This is a genomic window from Salibaculum halophilum (assembly GCF_002094885.1).
Lineage (GTDB): Bacteria > Pseudomonadota > Alphaproteobacteria > Rhodobacterales > Rhodobacteraceae > Salibaculum > Salibaculum halophilum.
In genome coordinates this window covers 202164-222505 of the sequence record NZ_MSIT01000003.1, presented here as the reverse complement: position 1 = coordinate 222505, position 20342 = coordinate 202164, and the positions used below count along the sequence as shown (strand labels likewise).

The following is a 20342-nucleotide window of genomic DNA, read 5'->3' as shown; positions in this document are numbered from 1 at the left end:
GGGTCCGGCTGGTGGGCCTTCATTCGCGGTCCGGGCGCAATTCCGAGACGAAATCGTAGAAATCCGACCGGTAGAAACCGCGCGTGAACTCCACAGGGCGGCCACTGTCGAGATAGCCGGTCCGGTCGATCCGCAGGATCGCGGTATTCTCGGGCAGGCAGAGCAACTCGGCGTCCGGCCCTGTCACGTTCACGGCCGTGACCCGCTGGACGGCCCGGCCGGGCGCCTGTCCGCGGCGGCGCAGCACCTCGTAGAGCGAGGTTTCAACCGCCCCGGGATCGGGCAGCACATCGGCCGGCAGAGAGGACCGCTCGATCGCCATTGGCGTGCCATCGGCGCTGCGCAACCGTTCCAGCCGCGCGACCTGGCGCGCGGGCGACAGGCCCAGCGCCATCATCTCGTCGGGGCTGGGGGCATGCAGCCCCCGGCCGAGCACGCGGCTGGTCGAGATCCGCCCGCGCGCCTTCATGTTCTCGGTGAACGAGACGAGGGTCGACAGGGATTGTTCCGTCCGGGGTGCGGTGCCGGTCACGAAGCTGCCCGCACCGCGGCGCTGCGCGATCAGGCCCGAGCGGACAAGCTCGGCCACCGCCCGGCGCACGGTGACGCGGCTGACATCGGCCAGATCGGCAAGGTCGCGTTCGGCAGGCAGTCTCTCGCCCTCGCGCAGGGTGCCGTCCTTGATGGCATCGGCGATGTGGCGCGACAGTTGCAGATACCGCGGGCCGTCCCCGGGCGCGTGCCAGGCGGAGGCTGCGAAGAGGGTATCGGCACTGGCGTTCACGTCGGACCTGTTCATTCGTGTTGGCGGGATATTACCGGACCTTGCGGGGTCAAGTTCTTTCGGGTCGGCAGGCGGCCGCGGGGCGGCCCTTCACAGGTGGTCGCGGTAGGGGTCCCATTTCTCTTCGTTGGCACAGACAAAACGATAGTAGGCGATATCCTCGAGGGCCGCGGCGGCCTCCGGATCCAGGATCACCTTGCAGGCCGGGTGCAGCTGGATCGCCGAGGCGCTGACCCGCGCGGTCAGCGGCCCCTCGACAGCGCGGGCGACGACCTCGGCCTTGGCCGCGCCGCAGGCCAGCAGGATCAGCTCGCCCGCCTCGAGGATCGTGCCCACCCCCATGGTCAGGGCCCGCTTGGGCACGCGCGCGGCGTCGCCGCCGAACATGCCGGCGTTCTGGTCACGGGTCGTCGGGGTCAGGATCTTGTCGCGCGTGCGCGAGCGGAAGGCCGACAACGGTTCGTTGAAACCGATGTGGCCCGCCGCGCCGATCCCCAGTAGCTGCAGGTCGATGCCGCCGGCGGCGGCGATCCGCGCCTCGTAGTCGCGCGCGGCGTGGCCGAGGTCCGCGGCCATGCCATCGGGCAGGTGGGTGCATGCGCGGTCGATATCGACCCGGTCGAAGAGGTGCCCGGCCATGTAGGCGGCGTAGCTTTGCGGGTGGTTTGGCGGCAGGCCGACGTATTCGTCCAGGTTGAAGGTCGTGCAGCGGTCGAAACGCGCACCATTGGTGGCCAGGTGGTCGTAGACCTCTTCCATGGTGCGCCCGGTGGCCAGGCCCAGCACCATCTCGGGTGTCGCGTCCAGGCGCGCACCGATCAGCTTGGCGGTCAGCGCCACGGCGTCGGCGCGGCTCTTGCAGGGCAGGATTTCCATCAGGTCTCCTCGGGTGGCAGGGACTGGCCGCCGATCATCACGTCAACGAGTGCCAGGTCGCGATCGAAGTGCAGGACATCCGCTTGGGCGCCGGGGGTCAGCCGGCCGATCTCGGCCTCGCCAAGCCAATCGGCGGGCAGGGTCGAGAGGCGCCGCGCCGCCTCGGCCAGCGGCAGGCCAAGGCCGACCAGATTGCGCAGCGCCACATCCATCGTCAGCGCCGACCCGGCCAGTGTGCCGTCGTCCAGCCGCATGGCCCCGCGCGCCTTGGTCACCGCGTGGCGGCCCAGCTGGTAGGGCCCGTCCGGCATCCCGGCGCCCGCGGTGGCGTCGGTGACGCCGTGAAGGTGCGGGATCGCCCGCCGCGCAGCGAGGATGGCGCCGGGTTCGACGTGGATCAGGTCGGGAATGATCTCGGCATGATCGGCATGGGCCAGCGCGGCGCCGGCCAGGCCGTTGTCCCGGTGTGACAGCGGGCTCATGGCGTTGAACAGGTGGGTGACGCCGCAGCCGCGCGCCAGGGCGCCCCGGGCGGTGGCATAGTCGCACAGCGAATGGCCCAGCTGGGCGCGGATATCCAGCGCGTGCATGGTATCCTCCAGGGCGTGGCCCGGGTCCATTTCGGGGGCGAAGGTCATCACCCGGATCGGGGCCATCGCCGCCCAGGCGCGCAGCTGGTCCGGGTCCGGCGGGGCGGTGTGGGGCGGCTGGGCGCCCAGCTTGTGGGGATTGATGACCGGGCCCTCCAGATGCGCGCCGAGGATGCGCGCGACCCCGGGATCGGGCCGGTCCATGCAGGCGGCGACGGCCGACAGGAAGGCGCTCAGGTCGGCGGTCGGCGCGGTCACGGAGGTGGGCAGCATCGCGGTGGTGCCGTGGCGGGCATGCAGCGCGGCCGCCCCGCGGATCGCCCCGGCGCCGGTCATCATGTCGTGGCCCCCGCCGCCGTGAACGTGCAGGTCCACGAAACCGGGCAGGATGTAGGGCGCGGCCGGGGTCTCGACCGTCTCGCCCTCGATCGCGGTGATCCGGTCGCCGCAATGCAGGGTGCCGTCGATCCAGCCGGTTTCGGTCAGGATGCAGCCGGTCAGGCTGCGCGGCGGTGTCGGCTCCGGTGATGTCATGAAAGCTCCGTGACGAAGTCCCAGCGGTCGCCGCGAAAGGTCGACCGCGTCAGTTCGACGGCGCGGTCGGCGGCGGTATAGCCGATGCGCGTGATCAGCAGCCCCGGGGCGCCGGGGGCAACGTCCAGACGCCTGGACATCTCGGGCTCGATGGCGACGGCGGTCAGCCGCTGCACGGCCCGCACCGGGCGCATCCCGCAGGTTTCCATGGTTTCATAGAGCGAGTCCGAGATCAGCCGGGGGTTGGCCAGCGCCTCGGACAGGACGGTCGTGGCCTCCACGGCCAGGGGCTGGCCGTCGGCGGACCGCAACCGGGTGATCCGCGTGACCGGCGCGTTCGGCCCGAGCCCGAGTGCGATGACCTCCTCGGGGGTGGCGCGGCCCCGGCCGCTGGAGATGACGCGCGACTGCCCGGTCATGCCGCGCGCGGCCAGGTCCTCGGAAAAGCTCGTCAGCACCGACAGCGGCTGCGAGACGCGCTGGGACACGAAGGTGCCTGCACCACGGCGCTGCTCGATCAGGCCGCGCTCGCCCAGGTGCTTGATGGCGCGCCGCACGGTCACGCGGCTGACCCCGTGCATCTCGGCCAGGCTGCGTTCGGGCGGCAGCGCGGTGCCGGGGGCCAGCTCGCCCGCCTCGATCTGGCGTATCAGCCCGTCGGCCAGACGCTTGTACCGGGCCTGTGCGGGTTGCGTGACTTCGGTCATGGCCCGACCTCCGCGGCCAGACTCTCTTCGCTGCGCCAGTCGCGTGCGGCCATGATCCTCAGTCCGTCAAGCGCGGTGCCGCGTGCAGGGACCACCCGGGCCTGCAGGTCGGCGGCAAGGTACGGTGTCATGATCCCGGCCAAGCCACCGAGCACTGCCAGCGGCTGACCCGAATCGACCGCGCGGACAGCACAGGACAGTTCCGCCCCGGCGGTTTCCAGCAGGTCGCGCGCGACGGCGTCGCCCGCCTCCGCCGCTTCGATGACGCGCGGGGCGAGGGATGCAAAGCGCGTGGCATCGGCCTGCGCCAGCCACGCCTGGATGGCGTTGAAATCACTGCCCACCTCGCCGCGCAGGGTGTCGAACAGGGCGCTGTTCCCGGGGTGACGGCCGTCCAGATGGCGGGCCAGTAGGGCCACCGCACGGTTGCCGAGCCAGCCGCCGCTGCCTTCGTCCCCGATCTTGTAGCCCCAGGCGCTGGACGACGCGACGGCGCCCCGCGCCGAGAGGGCATAGGCGGCAACGCCGGTGCCCACCGCCAGCACGATGCCGGGCCGTCCGCCATGGGCACCCACCAGCGCGGCAAAGCCGTCGGTGACAATGGCGATATCGGAGGCGGCGACCGGGTTGGCGGCGCGGAATTCGGCCTGCCGCTGGGGCGAGCGCCCGCCGGCGAAGCCGCACCAAAGGCGCGTGCCCTCGATTGACAGGCCGGTCCTGTCAGACAGGTCGGCAAGGCCGCCGGCAACGCTGCGCCAGGCGGCCTCGACACCGTAGGTCAGGTTCGACGGGCCGGCGCTGGCCTCGGCCAGAACACCCCCGTCGCCGGCGATGGCGCGCAGGCGCGAGCCTGTACCGCCGCCGTCGATCACGACAAGGGGGATAGGGGGTGCCATCGGTCGCGGACCTTTCCTCTGTGTGCGGTTCGGGTGCAGCGTATCCAACCGCCCGTCCAATTACAATACCAAAATCATATTTGGTATTACATATTGCAAATTGGTCTTGCTATTGGAGTTAAGATTCGCGATTGTCAAAGATAGATCGATTCGTCGCCCAACTTGCCGTTTCCGGCGGCCCGGGGTGGCCCGATCGCTCCTCGTTTGCCGGCGTGCACCTGGCGCATGCCTTCGAGGGGTCACACGGAACAACGACGCCAGACCAAAACAAGAGGGAGTGCGAGATGACGCGCATCATGAAGACCACCACGGCCACCCTGGCGCTATGCGTTGCCGGGACGGCGGCGCTGGCGCAGGACGCCACTCTGTCCATCGAAAGCTGGCGGTCCGAGGACCAGGCGATCTGGGACGATGTCCTGATCCCCGCCTTCGAGGCCCAGCACCCGGAGATCGACGTCGAGTTCACGCCGACCTCGCCCACCGAATACAACGCGGCCCTGAACGCGCGGCTCGACGGCGGCACCGCCGGCGACCTGATCACCTGCCGGCCCTTCGACGGCTCGCTCGCGCTCTATCAGCGCGGCCAGCTGGCGGATATCTCGGGGCTCGACGGGCTGGACAATTTCCCTGATTTTGCCAAGGCCGCTTGGCAGACCGACGACGGCAGCGCCACCTTCTGCGTTCCCATGGCCTCGGTCATCCATGGCTTCATCTACAATGCCGAGGCCTTTGCGGAGCTGGGCCTGGAGGAGCCCGAGACCGTCGAGGAGTTCTTCGGTGTCCTCGACGCGATCAAGGAGGATGGCACCTACACGCCGCTGGCCATCGGTTCGGCCGACCAGTGGGAGGCGGCCACCATGGCCTATACCAACATCGGCCCGACCTACTGGAACGGCGAGGAAGGCCGGCAGGCCCTGCTCGACGGGTCGGCGGAATTCACCGACCCGCAGTTCGTCAAGCCCTTCGAGGTGATGCAGCGCTGGAACGACTACATGGGCCGCGCCTACCAGGCGCAGGGCTACACCGACAGCCAGAACCTGTTCACGTTGGGTCGCGCGGCGATCTACCCGGCCGGGTCCTGGGAAATCGGCGGCTTCAACGATCAGGCCGTCTTCGAGATGGGCGCCTTTCCCCCGCCCGTCGAGGCCGCGGGTGATACCTGCTACATCTCGGATCACACCGACATCGGCATCGGCATGAACGCGGGTACCGACAACCCCGAAGCTGCGCGCACCTTCCTGGAATGGGTCGCCAGCCCGGAATTCGCCAGCCTTTACACCAACGAGCTGCCCGGCTTCTTCTCGTTGTCGAACGCGCAGTTCGAGGTCGAGGACCCGCTGGCGCAGGAAATGATCTCGTGGCGGCAGGATTGCGAAAGCACGATCCGCGTCGCCCACCAGATCCTGTCGCGCGGCGAGCCCAACACCTGGAACACCATGTGGAGCGTCAGCGCCAACGTGTTCAACGAGGCATCGACTCCGCAAGAGGCCGCGCAGACGCTGCAGGAGGGCCTCGAGTCATGGTACGAACCGCAGCAGGACTGACCCTGCCGCACTGACAGGCCCGCCCCCGCCTCGCGCGGGGGCGGGTCCCGCCGCCGCGCCAGATTGGAGGACCGGACGTGTCCGACCCCGTGACAGATACCGCGAAAGACGTCCGCACGCGTCGCAAGCGCCGCCGGTCCGGGGGGCTGCATATCGTCGTCTTCCTGGCGCCGGCGGTGCTGATCTATTCCGTCTTCTCGATCTACCCGCTGGTCGAGAGTCTGCGTCTGAGCCTCTTCGACGGGCTGGAGGATGGCACGGCCGTCTGGGCCGGCCTCGAGAACTACGCCACGCTGCTCTTCGATCCCAACTGGGCCACGCAGTTCTGGCGGGCCTTCTGGAACAACCTCGTGCTGTTCTTCATCCACATGGTGGTGCAGAACCCGCTGGGCCTGTTGCTGGCGGCGCTGCTCAGCCTCGCGCCGCGCTTCGGGTCGGCCTACCGCACGCTGATCTTCGTGCCGACGCTGCTGTCGGTCGTCATTGTCGGCTTCATCTGGGAACTGATCCTCTCGCCGCTGTGGGGGGTGTCCGAGACGCTGCTGGGTACCATCGGCCTGGCCTGGCTCTACCAGCCCTGGCTGGGGCTGGAGTCCAGCGCGCTGACCACGGTGTCGCTGATCTCGGTGTGGCAATACGTCGGCATCCCGATGATGCTGATCTACGCGGCGCTGCTGTCGATCCCGGACGAATTGATCGACGCCGCCCGGGTGGACGGGCTGAACGGGTGGTCGATCTTCTGGAAGGTCAAGCTGCCGCTGATCCTGCCGACGCTGGGGATCGTCGCGATCCTGACCTACATCGGCAACTTCACCGTCAGTTTCGACCTGATCTACTCGATCCAGGGGGCATTGGGCGCCCCGAACTTCGCCACCGACGTGATGGGCACGCTGCTGTTCCGCACGTTCTTCGGCCAGCAGTTGCAGGTCGGCGACATCCACATGGGCGCGACGATCGCCAGCATGATGTTCTTCATCATCCTGGTGGGCGTGTCGATCTACCTGGCGCTGGTCCAGCGCCGCCTGCAACGCTACGAGATGTGAGGGACGCAGATGACCGAGACCGCATCCAGCCATCGCGCCCGCGCCAGCCGCCTCCGGGGCCTTTCGACCCGGGCCGGCGTGCACATGGTGCTGGCGGGCTATACCCTGATCGCGATCTTCCCGGTGTTCCTGGTGATCCTCAATTCCTTCAAGAACCGGCGCGGCATCTTCACCGATCCGCTTGGCCTGCCCGGCGAGGGGACCTTCAGCCTTGAAGGTTATGCAACGGTCCTGACCCAGGGCGATTTCGCGACCTATTTCTCGAACTCGCTGATCGTCACGGTCACGGCCCTGTTCCTGATCCTGTGGCTGGGCGCGATGGCGGCCCACGCGCTGGCCGAGTACCGCTTTCGGTTCAACACGCTGCTGGGCATCTACCTGATTCTGGGGATCATGGTGCCGATCCGGCTGGGCACCGTCGCCATCCTGGAACTGATGGTGGACCTGAACCTGGTCAACACGCTGCTGGCGCTGATCCTTGTCTATACCGCACAGGGTTTGCCGGTGGCCGTCTTCATCCTGACGGAATTCATGCGCACCCTGTCGCGCGACATCAAGGACTGCGCCCGCGTCGACGGGCTCAGCGAATACCGCATCTTCTTCGAGGTGGTCGTGCCGCTGATCCGGCCGGTTCTGGCCACGGTCGCGGTGTTTTCCATGATCCCGATCTGGAACGACCTGTGGTTCCCGCTGATCCTCGCCTCGGGGGATGCCACCAAGACCGTCACGCTGGGCGTGCAGCAGTTCATCGGGCAATACACCGTGAACTGGAGCGCGGTGCTTGCTTCGCTCTCGATCGCCATCCTGCCCGTCCTAGGGCTTTACGCCCTGTTCTCGCGCCAGCTCATCGCCGGCATCACCTCGGGCGCCGTCAAGGGCTGACCCCGCACCACCTTTGGGAGGTTCGAAAAAGTGTCCGAACTCACGCTTCAAGACGTCCGCAAATCCTATGGCGAGGCCAAGGTGATCCACGGCGTCGACCTCGCCGTTAAGGACGGTGAATTCGTGGTCTTCGTCGGCCCCTCGGGCTGTGGCAAGTCCACCCTGTTGCGCATGATCGCGGGGCTGGAATCCATCACCGGCGGCGATGTCGTCATCGGCGGCGAGCAGGTCAACGACATCGCGCCCGCCGACCGGGGCATCGCCATGGTGTTCCAGTCCTACGCGCTCTATCCGCACAAGGATGTCTACGGCAACATGGCCTTTGCCCTGCGCCACGCCGGCGAGGACAAGGCGGTGATCGACGAACGCGTCCGCAAGGCCGCCGATATCCTCGGCCTGCAGGACCTGCTCAAACGCCGCCCCAAGGAGCTGTCGGGCGGCCAGCGCCAGCGCGTCGCCATCGGCCGCGCCATCGTTCGCGACCCCGAGATCTTCCTGTTCGACGAGCCGCTGTCGAACCTCGACGCCGCGCTGCGCGTGCAGATGCGCGTCGAGATCCTGCGGCTGCACCAGCGGCTGAAGACCACAATGGTCTATGTCACCCATGACCAGGTCGAGGCGATGACCCTGGCCGACCGCATCGTCGTCCTGCGCGATGGCCGGATCGAGCAGGTGGGCACCCCGTTGGAGCTGTATCACCACCCCGAGAACCGCTTCGTCGCCGGCTTCATCGGCTCGCCGAAGATGAACTTCCTGTCCGCCGAGCGCAGCGGCGACGGCACGACGGTGACGACCCATGGCAGCGCCCCCATCGAGGTGCCGGTCCAGCCGCGCGACACGGAAGGGGCCGTCACCCTGGGCATCCGGCCCGAACATGTCGGGCTGGTCGCGCCCGGGGCGGGCGACCTGGACGCCCGTATTCTCGTGGCCGAGCGCCTGGGCGGCGAGACGTTCCTGCACTTCGACCTTGGCGACGAGGGCGATTTCGTGGTCAAGGCCGACGGCGCGGCCACGCACGAAAGCGGCGAGACCGTGGGCCTGTCCTTTCCGCCCCAGGCGCTGCACCTGTTCGATGCGCAGGGCGCGGCCTTCGCGCCGCGCGACCGCAACGCGCTGATCGGCTGATGAAAGGGGATCGCGCGATGACCCGGGACAGTGACCGTCGCGCCCTCGTCTCCGAGGGGCGCAACCCGCGCAGCACGGACCTGGACCGGCTGTCGGCGCGCGAGATCGTCGCCCTGATGAACGCCGAGGATGCCGGCGTCGCCGCCGCCGTGGGCGCCGAGGCGGAGGCTATCGCCGCCGCGGTGGACCGTATCGTCGCGGCCTTCCGCGCCGGGGGGCGGCTGATCTACGTCGGCGCCGGCACCAGCGGGCGACTGGGCGTGCTGGACGCCTCGGAGTGCCCGCCCACCTATTCGGTGCCGCCGGGCATGGTTATCGGCCTGATCGCGGGCGGCGATCAGGCCATCCGCCATTCGGTCGAGGATGCCGAGGATGACCGCGCGCAGGGCGCGGCGGATCTCGACAGTGTCGCGGTCGGTGCCGCGGACGTGGTCGTGGGCATCGCGGTCAGCGGCAAGACGCCTTATGTCGTCGGCGCGCTGGAGCACGCGCGCGCCGAGGGCGCCGGCACGGTGGCGCTGTGCTGCAACCCCGGTGCGCCGGTCACCGAGATTGCCGAGATAGCCATCTGCCCCGTCGTCGGCCCTGAGGTGCTGACCGGCTCGACGCGGCTCAAATCCGGTACGGCGCAGAAGATGGTGCTCAACATGCTGTCCACGGCCAGCATGGTGCGCATCGGCAAGAGCTACGGCAACCTGATGGTCGATGTCGCGATTTCCAACGCCAAGCTGGCCCGCCGGGCCGCGGGAATCGTGCAGGAGGCCACCGGCTGCACCGCCGAAGAGGCCGAGGCGGCGCTGGCGGCCAGCGGCGGCAAGGTGAAACTGGCGATCCTGATGCAGATCAGCGGCCAGGACGCGCAGACGGCGGCGGCCGCGCTTGATGCCGCGGGCGGCGTGCTGCGCGATGCCATCGCCACAAGTAGCACGGGGGCACCCTGACTTGACGTGTGCCCAGCCGATCGGACCTGCGGGAATTTGGTGGAGCCGAGGGGGTTCGAACCCCTGACCTCGTCATTGCGAACGACGCGCTCTCCCAACTGAGCTACGGCCCCACGAGTCGGCTGCCTGTTTGGCCCCACGCCGATCCGGTGTCAAGCCAGCGCCGTGCGAATGGACCCCGGATCGAGGCGGTAGGCCTTGCCGAACCCGCCGTTAAGCAGCGCGGATGTCGGGGCCAGGTACAGCAGGTTGAAATCGGCGAAGTCGTAGTAGAGCCCCGCCTTGGGGCAGGCCGCCAGCCAAGCCTCTTTCAGCGCGGCCTTGTCCGCCGCTTCGGCCCGGACCTGCAGGGTCAGGCGCGGGTGGGCCAGCGGATCGCCCTTCGTGCCCGGCTCGCCCACGAGGACCGAGGCGGCCGGATTAACCCGCAGAGCGTCGGCGTGGTGCGACAGGTCGGAAACCAGCGTGTGCGGCCGTCCCGACAGCACGGCAAAGGCGATGCGCGACACCATCGGCGCGCCTGTCTGCGGGTCGATCACGCCCAACGCGGCATGGCGTGCCTGTATCAAGAGCCGGCGGGTCAGTGCCAGGGCCTCGGCATCCACGTCGCGGAAGGGGGTGGTCGCGGGCACGGGGGAAGGCTCCTTGCTGCGTCTGGTCGTCGGTGTCGCAAGCCTAGCCCCTGTCGGTCGGCGGTCCAACAATCCATTGAGCCTGCCGCCAAGCCGGGGTAGCGTCTTGGCACAAGCGCACTGGCACCTGGGGACCCTCATGACGAAGACAGTTGAAGACCTGGTCAAGGCCGCCCGTGCCGAGGTGCCCGCCATCTCGCCGGCCGAGGCCAAGCGCCTGCACGGCAGCAGCGCGGCGGTTTTCCTCGATGTGCGCGAACCGGCCGAGGTGGCCGCCGGCAAGGTCCGGGGGGCTGTCGCGATCCCGCGCGGGGTGCTGGAATTCCAGGTCGGCTCGGCCGAGAACCGCCCCGAGGCGCTGTCGGAAGACAAGACCGTGATCGTCTATTGCGCTGGCGGCGGGCGGGCCGCGCTGGCGGGGCAGACCTTGCGGGCCATGGGGTTCGGGGATGTCCGCAATCTCGGCGGCTACAAGGACTGGGTCGAGGCCGACGGCGCGACGGAACGCGACGTCTGATCCTGATCAAGGCGGGTTTTGCAGGCTGGGCATATCCTGCCTCGAGAAGAGGAGGAATGCCATGTACAGCCACATCCTGATTCCCGTCGCCTTTGACGGCGACCACCCCACGAAACCGGCCGAGCAGGTCGCCCACACCCTGTCGGCGCCCGGTGCGCGCGTGACGTTCCTGCACGTGATGGAGGAGCTGCCCGCCTATGCGGTTAACTACATCCCCGAGGGCTATGACAAGGAGACCCGCGATGCCGTTCAGGCCCAGCTTGACGGCAAGGCGGGGAACTTCGCCAAGGGCGAGGCGCAGGTGATCCATGGCCATTCCGGCCGGACCATCGTGGATTGGGCCGGGGACAACGGGGTGGACCTGATCATAATCGATTCGCATCGCCCGGGGTTGGCCGATTACTTCCTCGGCTCGACCGCGGCGCGGGTCGTGCGCCATGCCCAGTGCGCGGTGCATGTGCTGCGCTGACGCGCCCCCTCAGAACTCCAGCCAACCGGCCAGGAAAAGCCCGGTGCCGCGATCCCCGGTCAGGGCATGGCTGGCCCCGGCGTTGATCCGGAGCCGGTCGTTGACCCGGTAGATCACCGAGGGCAACAGCTTGGCGTAGTCATCGCCGCTGCGGCCACGCCCCGTTTGAAGCTGCACCATGGCCGACCAGGCCGGCGTGATGTGGTAGCCGCCGGTCAGGTCCAGCTTGGCCTCGATGTCGCCACCGGCCAGATCGGTCATGACCCGGCCCTCGGCGGTGATCCAGCCGGCGTCCGACCCCTGCCCCCAGGCCAGCCCGAGGGAGGCCAGATGGTCCTGCCGGTCGGTTTCGGCCCCGTCCGCATCATACAGGACGCTGTCGAATTCGCGCAGGGCCAACCCGCCGGACACCGTGGCCACGCCCAGACGCTCAGGCAGGGGAAGCGGGCGGATCAAGCGGATTTCCGCGGTGCGGCTGTCGCCGCGGCCCCCGGTATGGAGACCGAAGGCGAGGGTCGTCCGCGGCCCGTAGCCCCATTCCAGGTAAAGGCTCGGGTCTCGGCCCACAGGCACGTGCGTGCCCTCGGACAGCAGCACATTCGCCCCGAAGGACAGGAAAACCGCGCGCTCGTCGCGCAGCCACGCCCCCGATCTGGCCGGCGTGGCGATGGTCAGGCCCAGCAGGCACATTGCGGCCAATCGCAGCATGAAACAACCCTAGCGCGAGCATTCGATGCGCGCCAGAACCCGTTGACCCCGCACCGGCCTTGCGGTCTAGTCGACAGCGGAAGGAGGCCACATGACACGCATCGAGACGGGCAAGGCCTGCCAGACGGTCATCACCACCTTCGAGGTCAACCCCGCGATCTGCGACGACGTGCTGGAAATGCTGCGCGCGGCCTATGCCGAGGTCATTTCGAAACAGCCGGGTTTCATCTCGGCGGGGCTGCACGTGAACGATGCCCAGACCCGCATCGCCAACTATTCGCAATGGACGCGGCGCGAGGACTACCAGGCCATGCTCCGCACCGAGGAAATGCGCCGCCGCAACCGCGAGATCAATCAACTCACCAAGGGCTTCGAGCCCGTAATGTACGACGTCGTGGAGGTATACTGATGCGCGTTTTGATTGCCCTTTTGCTCATGGCCGGCGTGGCCCGGGCCGAGCCGGTGGGGATCACCCCCGATACCATGTCGGTGACGGTCGAAACCCCCGATGGCCCGGTCGAGATCGGCCGGGTTCAGGACAATGACAACCGCCTCGGGACCGAATGGACCCTGACCTCTCGGCCCTGTCCCAACTTCTGCATACAGCCCATCGTGCCCGCCCCGGGCGTGACGCCCATCGGGGAACTGGAAGTGATGGACTTTCTGCAGGACCCCGAGGCCGTCGTGATCGACGGCCGCATCCGCCCCCAGTTCGAGCAGGGCACGATCCCCGGCGCGGTCTCGGTGCCCTACAACGAGGCCGCCGACAGGCTGGGCGAGCTGGGCTGCACCATCGACTTCGACGGGTTCGAGTGCCCGGCCGATGTGCCGCGCGTCGCGCTGTTCTGCAACGGCCCGTGGTGCGGCCAGTCCCCCACCGCGGCCCGCCGCATGATCGAGGCGGGCTTTCCGGCGGACAAGATCCACTATTACCGTGGCGGGATGCAGAACTGGCAGATGCTGGGCCTGACGGTGGTTCCGGGCAGCTAACGACGACCTAATCCGGGATGGTCTTGCCGGGGTTCAGGATGCCCTGCGGGTCGAGCGCCTGCTTGATGCGCCGCATCATCGCCAGCGCAGTCGGGTCCTTGCGGCGGCGCATGGTGGCCAGCTTGGACTGGCCCACGCCATGCTCCGCCGAAAAGCTGCCGCCAAGCTCGGTTACCACGTCCTCGACGATGGTGACGATCGCGTCCTTCAGGGCCGAGGAGTCACCGCTCGGGTAGACGCAGTAGTGCACGTTCCCGTCGCCCAGGTGGGCGATGTAGAACGGCTCCGCCCCCGGATCATGGGCCGTCACGCGGGCATCGGCCAGTTCCAGAAAGCGCGGCACGAAGTCCAGCGGAACGGCGACATCGGTGTCGATGACGGGCTTGCGCCAGAAGGTCAGCTCGGCGGCAGCCTCGCGGCGGGCCCAGATCTCGGCGCGCTGGGCCTCGGACCGGGCAACCGTGGCGTCGAGGACCCGCCCCGCGTCCAGCATCGCCCCCAGTTCCTGCTCCAGCAGGTCGGTGATCGGCGTCTGGCCATCGCCGCCCGGGGTGGCGTCGCGCTCCGATGTCGCCGCGAGGTCGACCAGGATGTTGACCTCGTGCATCGCGTCGAAGGGCGGCCGGGCGCCCGCGACCCTGTCCAGATGGGTCTGGATATAGGCGCGGGGCATGTATTCGAAGGCCTCCACCGCGCCGCCCGAGGCATCGTTGAGCCGGTTCAGCAGGTCCAGCGCATCCGTTAGCTCGGGCACGGCGACCATGGCCGTGGCATGGGCGCGCGGTCGGGGCGACAGCTTGAGCACCGCGGCGGTGATGACCCCCAGCTGCCCCTCCGACCCGATCAGGAGGTTGCGCAGGTCCAGCCCGGAGTTGTCCTTGTGAACGGCCTTCATCAGGTCGACCACGCGGCCATCGGCCAGAACCGCCTCGAGCCCGAGGCACAGGTCCCGCGCATTGCCGTGGCGCAGCACGTTGGACCCGCCCGCGTTGGTCGACAGCACCCCGCCGATCATGGCCGAGCCGCGTGCACCGAAGGTCAGCGGAAAGATCAGGTCCTGCGCTTCGGCGGCCGCGTGCAAGCCGGACAGGATCACCCCGGCCTCGACCGTTGCCGTTCGGGCGCGGGGATTGATCTCGCGGATGGCGTTCATCCTGTCCAGCGATAGCAGCACGCCGCCGGGCGCATGCGCCCCGCCTACCAGCCCGGTGTTGCCCGACACGGGCGTCACCGACAGCCGCAATTGCGAGGCCTTGCGCAGGATCGCCGCGACCTGCGCGGTATCGGCGGGGCGCAACACCACGCCCGGCGCGCCGATGTAGGTGCCGGTCCAGTCCCGCGCCCACCTCGCCGTGTCCGCGCCGATCATGGCGTGGTCGGCCCCGACGATTTCCGTGAACGCGCGCAGCGATGTCATGGCACAACCCCCCGGTGAAAACACTGCCGCAAAGCGACCGGCTTGGAAAGGGGACGTGATGGTAGCGTGGGGCGGACTTGAACCGCCGACCCCAGCATTATGAGTGCTGTGCTCTAACCGGCTGAGCTACCACGCCATCACCGATGGCCGCTTACTCGCGGGGCCGGAGCCTGTCAATTCGATTCTGCACCCGCGTGGCGGGACTTGCCGCTTTTCGCCCCCTTGTTCGGCCGCCCGATCTTGACGATGCTGCCGCGACGCGCAGGAGGCAGGACGATGGCAGAAACGGCGAACGCGGCCTGGGAATTCTGGATCGACCGCGGCGGAACCTTCACCGACATCGTCGCCCGCCGGCCCGATGGCGGGCTGGTCTCCCACAAGCTGCTGTCGGAGAACCCGGAGCGCTACCGCGATGCGGCCGTCCAGGGAATTCACGACCTGATGGGCACCGACGCCCCGGCGCCCGGCGCGATCAGGTCGGTCAAGATGGGCACGACCGTCGCGACCAACGCGCTGCTGGAACGCAAGGGCGAGCCGACGCTCCTGCTGATGACGCGGGGCTTCGGCGACCTGCTGCGGATCGGCGATCAGGCTCGGCCGGATCTTTTCGCGCTGAACGTGGCACGGCCCGCGCCGCTTTTCGGCCGGGTGGCGGAAGTGACCGAGCGGCTGGACGCGACGGGCAAGGTTCTGACGCCCCTGGACGAAGACCAGCTGCGCACCGAACTTGAGGCGGCCCGCGCCGCCGGCTTCAGGGCAGTCGCCATCGCCTTCCTGCATGCCTACCTCAACCCCGTGCACGAGGCGCGTGCCGCCGCGATCTCGCAAGAGTTGGGCTTTGCGCAGGTCAGCACCTCGCACGGGGTGTCCGGGCTGGCCAAGCTGGTGGGGCGCGGGGATACCACGGTGGTCGATGCCTACCTCTCGCCCATCCTGCGGCGCTACGTGGAACAGGTGGCGCAGGCGCTGGACGTGGGCCGTGTGACGGGACAGTTGCTCTTCATGCAGTCCAGCGGCGGCCTGACAGACGCGATGCGGTTCCAGGGCAAGGACGCGATCCTGTCCGGCCCGGCGGGCGGGATCGTCGGCATGGTCAAGACCGGCGTCGCGGCAGGTCATGATCGCCTGATCGGCTTCGACATGGGCGGCACTTCGACGGACGTGAGCCACTACGCGGGCGATTACGAACGCAGCTTCGAGACCGAGGTCGCTGGCGTGCGCATGCGCGCCCCGATGATGGATATTCACACCGTGGCGGCCGGGGGCGGGTCGATTTGCACGTTCCGCGACGGCCGCTTCCAGGTCGGGCCGGAAAGTGCCGGGGCCGATCCCGGCCCGGCCTGCTATCGCCGCGGCGGGCCGCTGACCGTGACCGATTGCAATGTCATGCTGGGCAAGCTGACCGCCGACCATTTCCCGCGCGTCTTCGGCCCCGAGGGCGACCAGCCGCTGGATGCCGACGTGGTGCGCGCGGCTTTCCTCTCGCTTTCGGAGGAGGTCGCGCGGGCAACCGGCGAGCCCCCCCGCGCGCCCGAGGACATGGCCGAGGGGTTCCTGGCGATCGCCGTCGACAACATGGCGGGCGCGATCAAGAAGATATCGGTCCAGCGCGGCCATGACGTGACCGGCTACACCCTGCAGTGCTTCGGCGGGGCCGGGGGACAGCATGCCTGCCGCGTCGCCGAGGCGCTGGGCATGGGGCGAGTGCTGATCCATCCCTTCGCCGGGGTGCTCTCGGCCTTCGGCATGGGGCTGGCCGAGCTGCGCGAGATGGTCGAGGAACAATACGATGCGCCGCTGTCCGATCACGCGGGCGCGGCCGCGCGGATCGACGCGCTGGCCGCGCAGGCCTGCGCGGCGCTGCAGGCGCAGGGGATCGGCGACGGGATAGAGACGCGCGCCCGCGCGCATCTGCGCTATGACGGGTCTCATCAGCCGCTGCCCGTGGACTTCGCCCCGCCCGAGCGGATGCAAGCGGATTTCGAGGCAGCACATGCCGCGCGCTTCGGGTTCACCAGCCCGGACCGGGCCATTCTCTTCGAGATGCTCAGCCTCGAGGCCATCGGCGCGGCCGGCGAGATGCCTGAACGGATCGGCGCCAGTGTCGCGACACCGGCAGAACCCATCGCGACCGGCGCGGTCCATACCGGCGGCCGCCGCAGCGACGCGCCGATCTACCAGCGCGCCGATCTGGCCGAGGGGCAGACAGTGACCGGCCCCGCGATCATCCTTGAGCCGACGGGAACAAATATCGTCGAACCCGGCTGGTCGGCCGCGGTCGATGCCATGGGTAACCTCGTCCTGTCGCGTGACGGGGCCAATCGGCGCGCCCTCGCCGCCGACACCGAGGCCGACCCGGTGGTGCTCGAGGTCATGTCGAACCTCTTTCGCAACGTGGCCGACCAGATGGGCGCGACGCTGGCCAATACCTCGTGGTCGGTCAATATCAAGGAACGGTTCGACTTTTCCTGCGCGATCTTCGATGCGGCGGGCGATCTGGTGGCCAACGCGCCGCATGTGCCGGTGCACCTCGGGTCTATGTCCGACAGTATCAGGACAGTCATGCGGTTGAACCCGGATGCCGCCGATGGCGACGTCTTCATGCTCAACTCGCCCTATCGCGGGGGCACGCATCTGCCCGATGTCACCGTTGTCACCCCGGTGTTCGTAGATGACGCGCCGGCCTTCTGGCTTGGCAGCCGCGGCCATCATGCGGATATCGGGGGGCGCACGCCGGGGTCGGCCCCGCCCGACAGCACCCATATCGACGACGAGGGCGTGCTGATCGACAATGTCAAGCTGGTCAGCCGGGGTCGGTTCCTGGAGGACGAGGCCCGGCGCGTGCTGGCCTCGGGGCGCTACCCCTGCCGCACCCCGGACCAGAACATCGCCGACCTCAAGGCGCAGGTCGCCGCAAACGCCACGGGGCGGCGCGAGTTGCTGCGCGTCTGCGACGAGCAGGGGGCCAAGGTTGTCACCGCCTACATGGGCCACGTCCAGCGCAACGCCGAGGAGAGCGTGCGCCGCGTCGTGGATCGGCTGGGTGACGGGCGCTTCAGTTACCCGATGGACAACGGCCAGCAGATCGAGGTGGCCGTCTCGGTGGATCACGCGGCGCGCGCGGCCACGGTGGATTTCACCGGCACCAGCGCCCAGCACGCAGGCAATTACAACGCGCCATTCGCGGTCTGCCGGGCGGTGGTGCTTTACGTGTTCCGCACGCTGGTGGGCACGGACATCCCGCTCAACGAGGGCTGCCTGAAGCCGTTGAACATCATCGCGCCAGAGGGCTGCATGCTGAACCCGCGTTACCCGGCAGCGGTGATCGCGGGCAACACCGAGGTCTCGCAGGCGGCGTGCAACGCGCTTTACGGCGCGCTGGGGGTGATCGCCGGATCGCAGGCGACGATGAACAATTTCGTCTGGGGCAATGACGACTTCCAGAACTACGAGACCATCGCCGGCGGCACCGGCGCGGGGCCGGGGTTCGCGGGCTGCGACGCGGTGCAAAGCCACATGACCAACACCCGCATGACCGACCCGGAGGTGCTGGAGAAACGCTTCCCGGTGCGGCTGGAGGATTTCGCGATCCGGCCCGGCTCGGGCGGCGCGGGGCAGTATCGCGGCGGGCACGGCGTGCTGCGGCGCATGCGGTTCCTGACCGATGTAACCGTCACGACGCTGTCCTCGCATCGGCGCATCCCGCCCTTTGGCGCGCAGGGCGGGGCGCCGGGCAAGACCGGGCGCAACTGGGCCGAACTGCCCGATGGCACGCGCGTGGACCTTGCGGGTGACGACGAGATCGACCTTACGGCCGGGTCGGCCTTCGTGATGGAAACCCCGGGCGGCGGCGGTTGGGGCGTCAGCTGAAGCGCCACTCGGTGATCTGGTTCGTGGGGTCGCCCGGCCGAAGGGTGACATCTGGAAAACCCGGGCAATTGGGGGCGTCGGGCCAGCCTTGCGCCTCGATCGCCAGCCCGTGATAGAGCGGGTCCATGTCGCTGTGATCGAAGACCTGCAGGCCCGGCTCGGTCGTGGCCAGGGTCATCCGCCGGCCGGATTTTCCCGTCAGCCAAAGGACATCACGCAACTCGGTCCGCGCGCGGGACAGGCAGAAGTTGTGGTCCAGATCGGGCGCGCCGGGTGTAAACGGTTTGCCGTCGCGAAAGTCGAAGGCGCGGCCCGCCACGGGCCGGATCACCCCGGTGGGCAGGGTGTCGCCATCGACGGGCAGGTAGTGATCGGCGGCGATGCGCAGGTGATGCCCGATCACGCTGTCGCTGCCGTCCATGTTCCAGTAGCCGTGATGCGCCACGTTGATCAGCGTCTCGGCATCGGTGTGGGACGTGACCGTCAGGCGCAGGGTGCCCGGCGCGGTGATCTCGTAGCGCGCCTTGATGTGGCGGTTGCCGGGCATGCCGCCCTCGCCATCAGGCAAATGGACGGACATAGTGACCATATTATCGGCCGTTTCATCAACATGCCATATCTTGGTGTGTAGCCCGTTCGAGCCACCGTGCAGCAGCGTCTTGCCGTTCTCGTTCCTCTCGAAATGATAAGACACGCCGCCAATCCGCGCTGTCGCATCGCGCAGCCGGTTCGCAACCGGCCCCACCAGTGCCCCGAAATAGCCGCAGGCGCCTTCGTAATCGGCCAGGCTGTCGCGCCCCAGGACAAGACTGTGCGCCATGCCGTCCAGGCGCAGGTCCTGCAGGATGCCGCCCCGGGTCAGCACCGTGACCGACAGGCCGTGCGCGCGCAGGTCGATGGCGTGGACGGTCTCGCCCGCCCTTGTGGTTCCGAACGCGCGCATGGCGCCCTCCCTCAGAGAATGACCCGGTGTTCTTGCTGCCCCGTCGCCGCGACCGGGGTCGAGAAGGTCTTGCCGTCGTCCGGGTCAGGGTCCGATAGCCCCTCGGCGGCCGAGGTGCAGAACAGCGTTTTCAGGTCGGGCCCGCCAAAGGCGGGGCAGCTTGTCTGCGTGACGTTGAATTCCACTGCCCCGGCAAAGCCCCCGTCGGGGCTGTAACAGGCGACGCGCCCGGCCCCCCACTGGGCGTTCCAGAAATTGCCCGCGGCGTCGATCACGGCCCCGTCGGGGTTCAGGCCCTCGGCGGCCAGGTCCAGCCAGGGTTCCGGCGCGCCCTCGGGCCAGCCATCGCGCGCGGACAGGCGCTGGCGCAGGATGCGGCGCGTCGGCGTGTCAGTGAAATGGACATGGCCACCATCCGGGCTGAAACAGATCGCGTTGGGAATGGTCAGGCCCGCGTGAAGCTGCCGCAACTCGCCGCGGTAATAGCGAAAGATCGCGCCCGCGCCCGGTTCCGCCTTGATCCCCATGGTGCCGATCCAGAACCCGCCGTGCGGGTCGGCGCGGCCGTCGTTGGATCGGGTGGCGGGGTTGTCGGCCTCCAGCGCGACAAGATCCTCCCGCGCGCCGGTTTCGAGGTCGAACAGGAAAAGACCCGCGGCATCGGCCACCAGCAGCGTCGCGTCGTCGACCCAGCCCGCCGCCGAGACGTAATCGTCGAACTGCCAGTGCTGGCCGTTGCGGTGCAGCCGCTTGCCGAGGATGTCGAACCAGAACAGTTCCTGCCGCTTGGGGTGCCAGAGCGGGCCTTCGCCGAGCGTGCATTGCGTTTCGTCGTGGATCATGGCGGGCCTTGCCTTGGAACGGTCGCGGTAAC

Annotated in this window: 20 protein-coding genes and 2 tRNA genes; 10 read left to right on the top strand and 12 right to left on the bottom strand. The window is 68.6% G+C overall.

Annotated elements, in window-relative coordinates; translation table 11 throughout:
• Positions 1–19: 19 nt before the first annotated feature.
• The 5 genes from BU124_RS04010 to BU124_RS03990 all read right to left on the bottom strand — a co-directional run bounded on the left by BU124_RS04010 (position 20) and on the right by BU124_RS03990 (position 4387).
• Positions 20–799 carry a GntR family transcriptional regulator gene (locus tag BU124_RS04010; protein ID WP_084861155.1) on the bottom strand — a complete coding sequence of 260 codons (780 nt, stop codon included), beginning with the start codon at positions 797–799 and terminating at the stop codon, positions 20–22.
• Between the two features lie 75 nt (positions 800–874).
• Positions 875–1660, bottom strand: coding sequence for a glucosamine-6-phosphate deaminase (locus BU124_RS04005; protein WP_084861154.1), 786 nt, complete (start codon positions 1658–1660; stop codon positions 875–877).
• On the bottom strand, positions 1660–2784 hold the full coding sequence (locus tag BU124_RS04000; protein ID WP_084861153.1) for an N-acetylglucosamine-6-phosphate deacetylase: 1125 nt from the start codon (positions 2782–2784) through the stop codon (positions 1660–1662). Before BU124_RS04000 ends, BU124_RS04005 begins: the two co-directional genes overlap by 1 nt.
• Complete coding sequence (locus BU124_RS03995) at positions 2781–3491, bottom strand: GntR family transcriptional regulator (protein ID WP_084861152.1); 711 nt, start codon at positions 3489–3491, stop codon at positions 2781–2783. Before BU124_RS03995 ends, BU124_RS04000 begins: the two co-directional genes overlap by 4 nt.
• On the bottom strand, positions 3488–4387 hold the full coding sequence (locus tag BU124_RS03990; protein WP_084861151.1) for a glucosamine kinase nucleotide-binding domain-containing protein: 900 nt from the start codon (positions 4385–4387) through the stop codon (positions 3488–3490). Before BU124_RS03990 ends, BU124_RS03995 begins: the two co-directional genes overlap by 4 nt.
• 284 nt (positions 4388–4671) lie before the next feature.
• On the opposite strand from BU124_RS03990, the gene BU124_RS03985 reads away from it, so the two are divergent.
• The 5 genes from BU124_RS03985 (at position 4672) to murQ (ending at position 9922) form a co-directional block, all read left to right on the top strand.
• Positions 4672–5931, top strand: coding sequence for an ABC transporter substrate-binding protein (locus BU124_RS03985; protein ID WP_143529874.1), 1260 nt, complete (start codon positions 4672–4674; stop codon positions 5929–5931).
• A gap of 146 nt (positions 5932–6077) precedes the next feature.
• Positions 6078–6974 (top strand): carbohydrate ABC transporter permease, encoded by an 897-nt coding sequence (locus BU124_RS03980; protein WP_218775094.1) that lies wholly within the window; start codon positions 6078–6080, stop codon positions 6972–6974.
• A gap of 84 nt (positions 6975–7058) precedes the next feature.
• Positions 7059–7856 carry a carbohydrate ABC transporter permease gene (locus BU124_RS03975; protein ID WP_245831604.1) on the top strand — a complete coding sequence of 266 codons (798 nt, stop codon included), beginning with the start codon at positions 7059–7061 and terminating at the stop codon, positions 7854–7856.
• Positions 7857–7886: 30 nt separating this feature from the next.
• Positions 7887–8981: an ABC transporter ATP-binding protein gene (locus tag BU124_RS03970; RefSeq protein ID WP_084861148.1), complete on the top strand. Its 1095-nt coding sequence runs from the start codon at positions 7887–7889 to the stop codon at positions 8979–8981.
• Positions 8982–8998: 17 nt separating this feature from the next.
• Complete coding sequence (gene murQ / locus BU124_RS03965) at positions 8999–9922, top strand: N-acetylmuramic acid 6-phosphate etherase (RefSeq protein WP_084861147.1); 924 nt, start codon at positions 8999–9001, stop codon at positions 9920–9922.
• 37 nt (positions 9923–9959) lie between these two features.
• Here murQ and BU124_RS03960 read toward each other — a convergent pair.
• Positions 9960–10035, bottom strand: a tRNA-Ala gene (locus BU124_RS03960).
• Between the two features lie 39 nt (positions 10036–10074).
• Positions 10075–10554, bottom strand: a complete 480-nt coding sequence (locus tag BU124_RS03955) for a hypothetical protein (RefSeq protein WP_084861146.1) — start codon at positions 10552–10554, stop codon at positions 10075–10077.
• A gap of 139 nt (positions 10555–10693) precedes the next feature.
• Between BU124_RS03955 and BU124_RS03950 the strand changes: the two genes are divergently transcribed.
• Positions 10694–11071 (top strand): rhodanese-like domain-containing protein, encoded by a 378-nt coding sequence (locus BU124_RS03950; protein ID WP_084861145.1) that lies wholly within the window; start codon positions 10694–10696, stop codon positions 11069–11071.
• Positions 11072–11132: 61 nt separating this feature from the next.
• The gene (locus BU124_RS03945) at positions 11133–11540 is read left to right on the top strand and encodes a universal stress protein (protein ID WP_084861144.1); all 408 of its coding nucleotides are present in this window, start codon (positions 11133–11135) and stop codon (positions 11538–11540) included.
• A gap of 9 nt (positions 11541–11549) precedes the next feature.
• Here the strand turns inward: BU124_RS03945 and BU124_RS03940 are convergent, their stop codons facing one another.
• Positions 11550–12248: a hypothetical protein gene (locus BU124_RS03940; protein ID WP_143529872.1), complete on the bottom strand. Its 699-nt coding sequence runs from the start codon at positions 12246–12248 to the stop codon at positions 11550–11552.
• 91 nt (positions 12249–12339) lie between these two features.
• On the opposite strand from BU124_RS03940, the gene BU124_RS03935 reads away from it, so the two are divergent.
• Both BU124_RS03935 and BU124_RS03930 read left to right on the top strand, forming a co-directional pair.
• Positions 12340–12657 (top strand): antibiotic biosynthesis monooxygenase family protein, encoded by a 318-nt coding sequence (locus BU124_RS03935; RefSeq protein ID WP_084861142.1) that lies wholly within the window; start codon positions 12340–12342, stop codon positions 12655–12657.
• Positions 12657–13238, top strand: coding sequence for a rhodanese-like domain-containing protein (locus tag BU124_RS03930; protein ID WP_084861141.1), 582 nt, complete (start codon positions 12657–12659; stop codon positions 13236–13238). Before BU124_RS03935 ends, BU124_RS03930 begins: the two co-directional genes overlap by 1 nt.
• A gap of 7 nt (positions 13239–13245) precedes the next feature.
• Here the strand turns inward: BU124_RS03930 and BU124_RS03925 are convergent, their stop codons facing one another.
• Both BU124_RS03925 and BU124_RS03920 read right to left on the bottom strand, forming a co-directional pair.
• A complete protein-coding gene (locus BU124_RS03925) occupies positions 13246–14655 on the bottom strand; it encodes an FAD-binding oxidoreductase (RefSeq protein ID WP_084861140.1) in 1410 nt (469 codons plus the stop codon).
• Between the two features lie 59 nt (positions 14656–14714).
• Positions 14715–14791: transfer RNA gene (locus BU124_RS03920), tRNA-Met, on the bottom strand.
• A 140-nt stretch (positions 14792–14931) separates the two neighbouring features.
• Here BU124_RS03920 and BU124_RS03915 point away from each other — a divergent pair.
• Positions 14932–18525: a hydantoinase B/oxoprolinase family protein gene (locus BU124_RS03915; RefSeq protein ID WP_143529871.1), complete on the top strand. Its 3594-nt coding sequence runs from the start codon at positions 14932–14934 to the stop codon at positions 18523–18525.
• Here the strand turns inward: BU124_RS03915 and BU124_RS03910 are convergent.
• Both BU124_RS03910 and BU124_RS03905 read right to left on the bottom strand, forming a co-directional pair.
• Complete coding sequence (locus BU124_RS03910) at positions 18518–19468, bottom strand: aldose epimerase family protein (RefSeq protein WP_084861139.1); 951 nt, start codon at positions 19466–19468, stop codon at positions 18518–18520. The two genes, BU124_RS03915 and BU124_RS03910, sit on opposite strands and share 8 nt — an antisense overlap.
• A gap of 11 nt (positions 19469–19479) precedes the next feature.
• A complete protein-coding gene (locus tag BU124_RS03905; RefSeq protein ID WP_084861138.1) occupies positions 19480–20310 on the bottom strand; it encodes an SMP-30/gluconolactonase/LRE family protein in 831 nt (276 codons plus the stop codon).
• Positions 20311–20342: the final 32 nt, after the last annotated feature.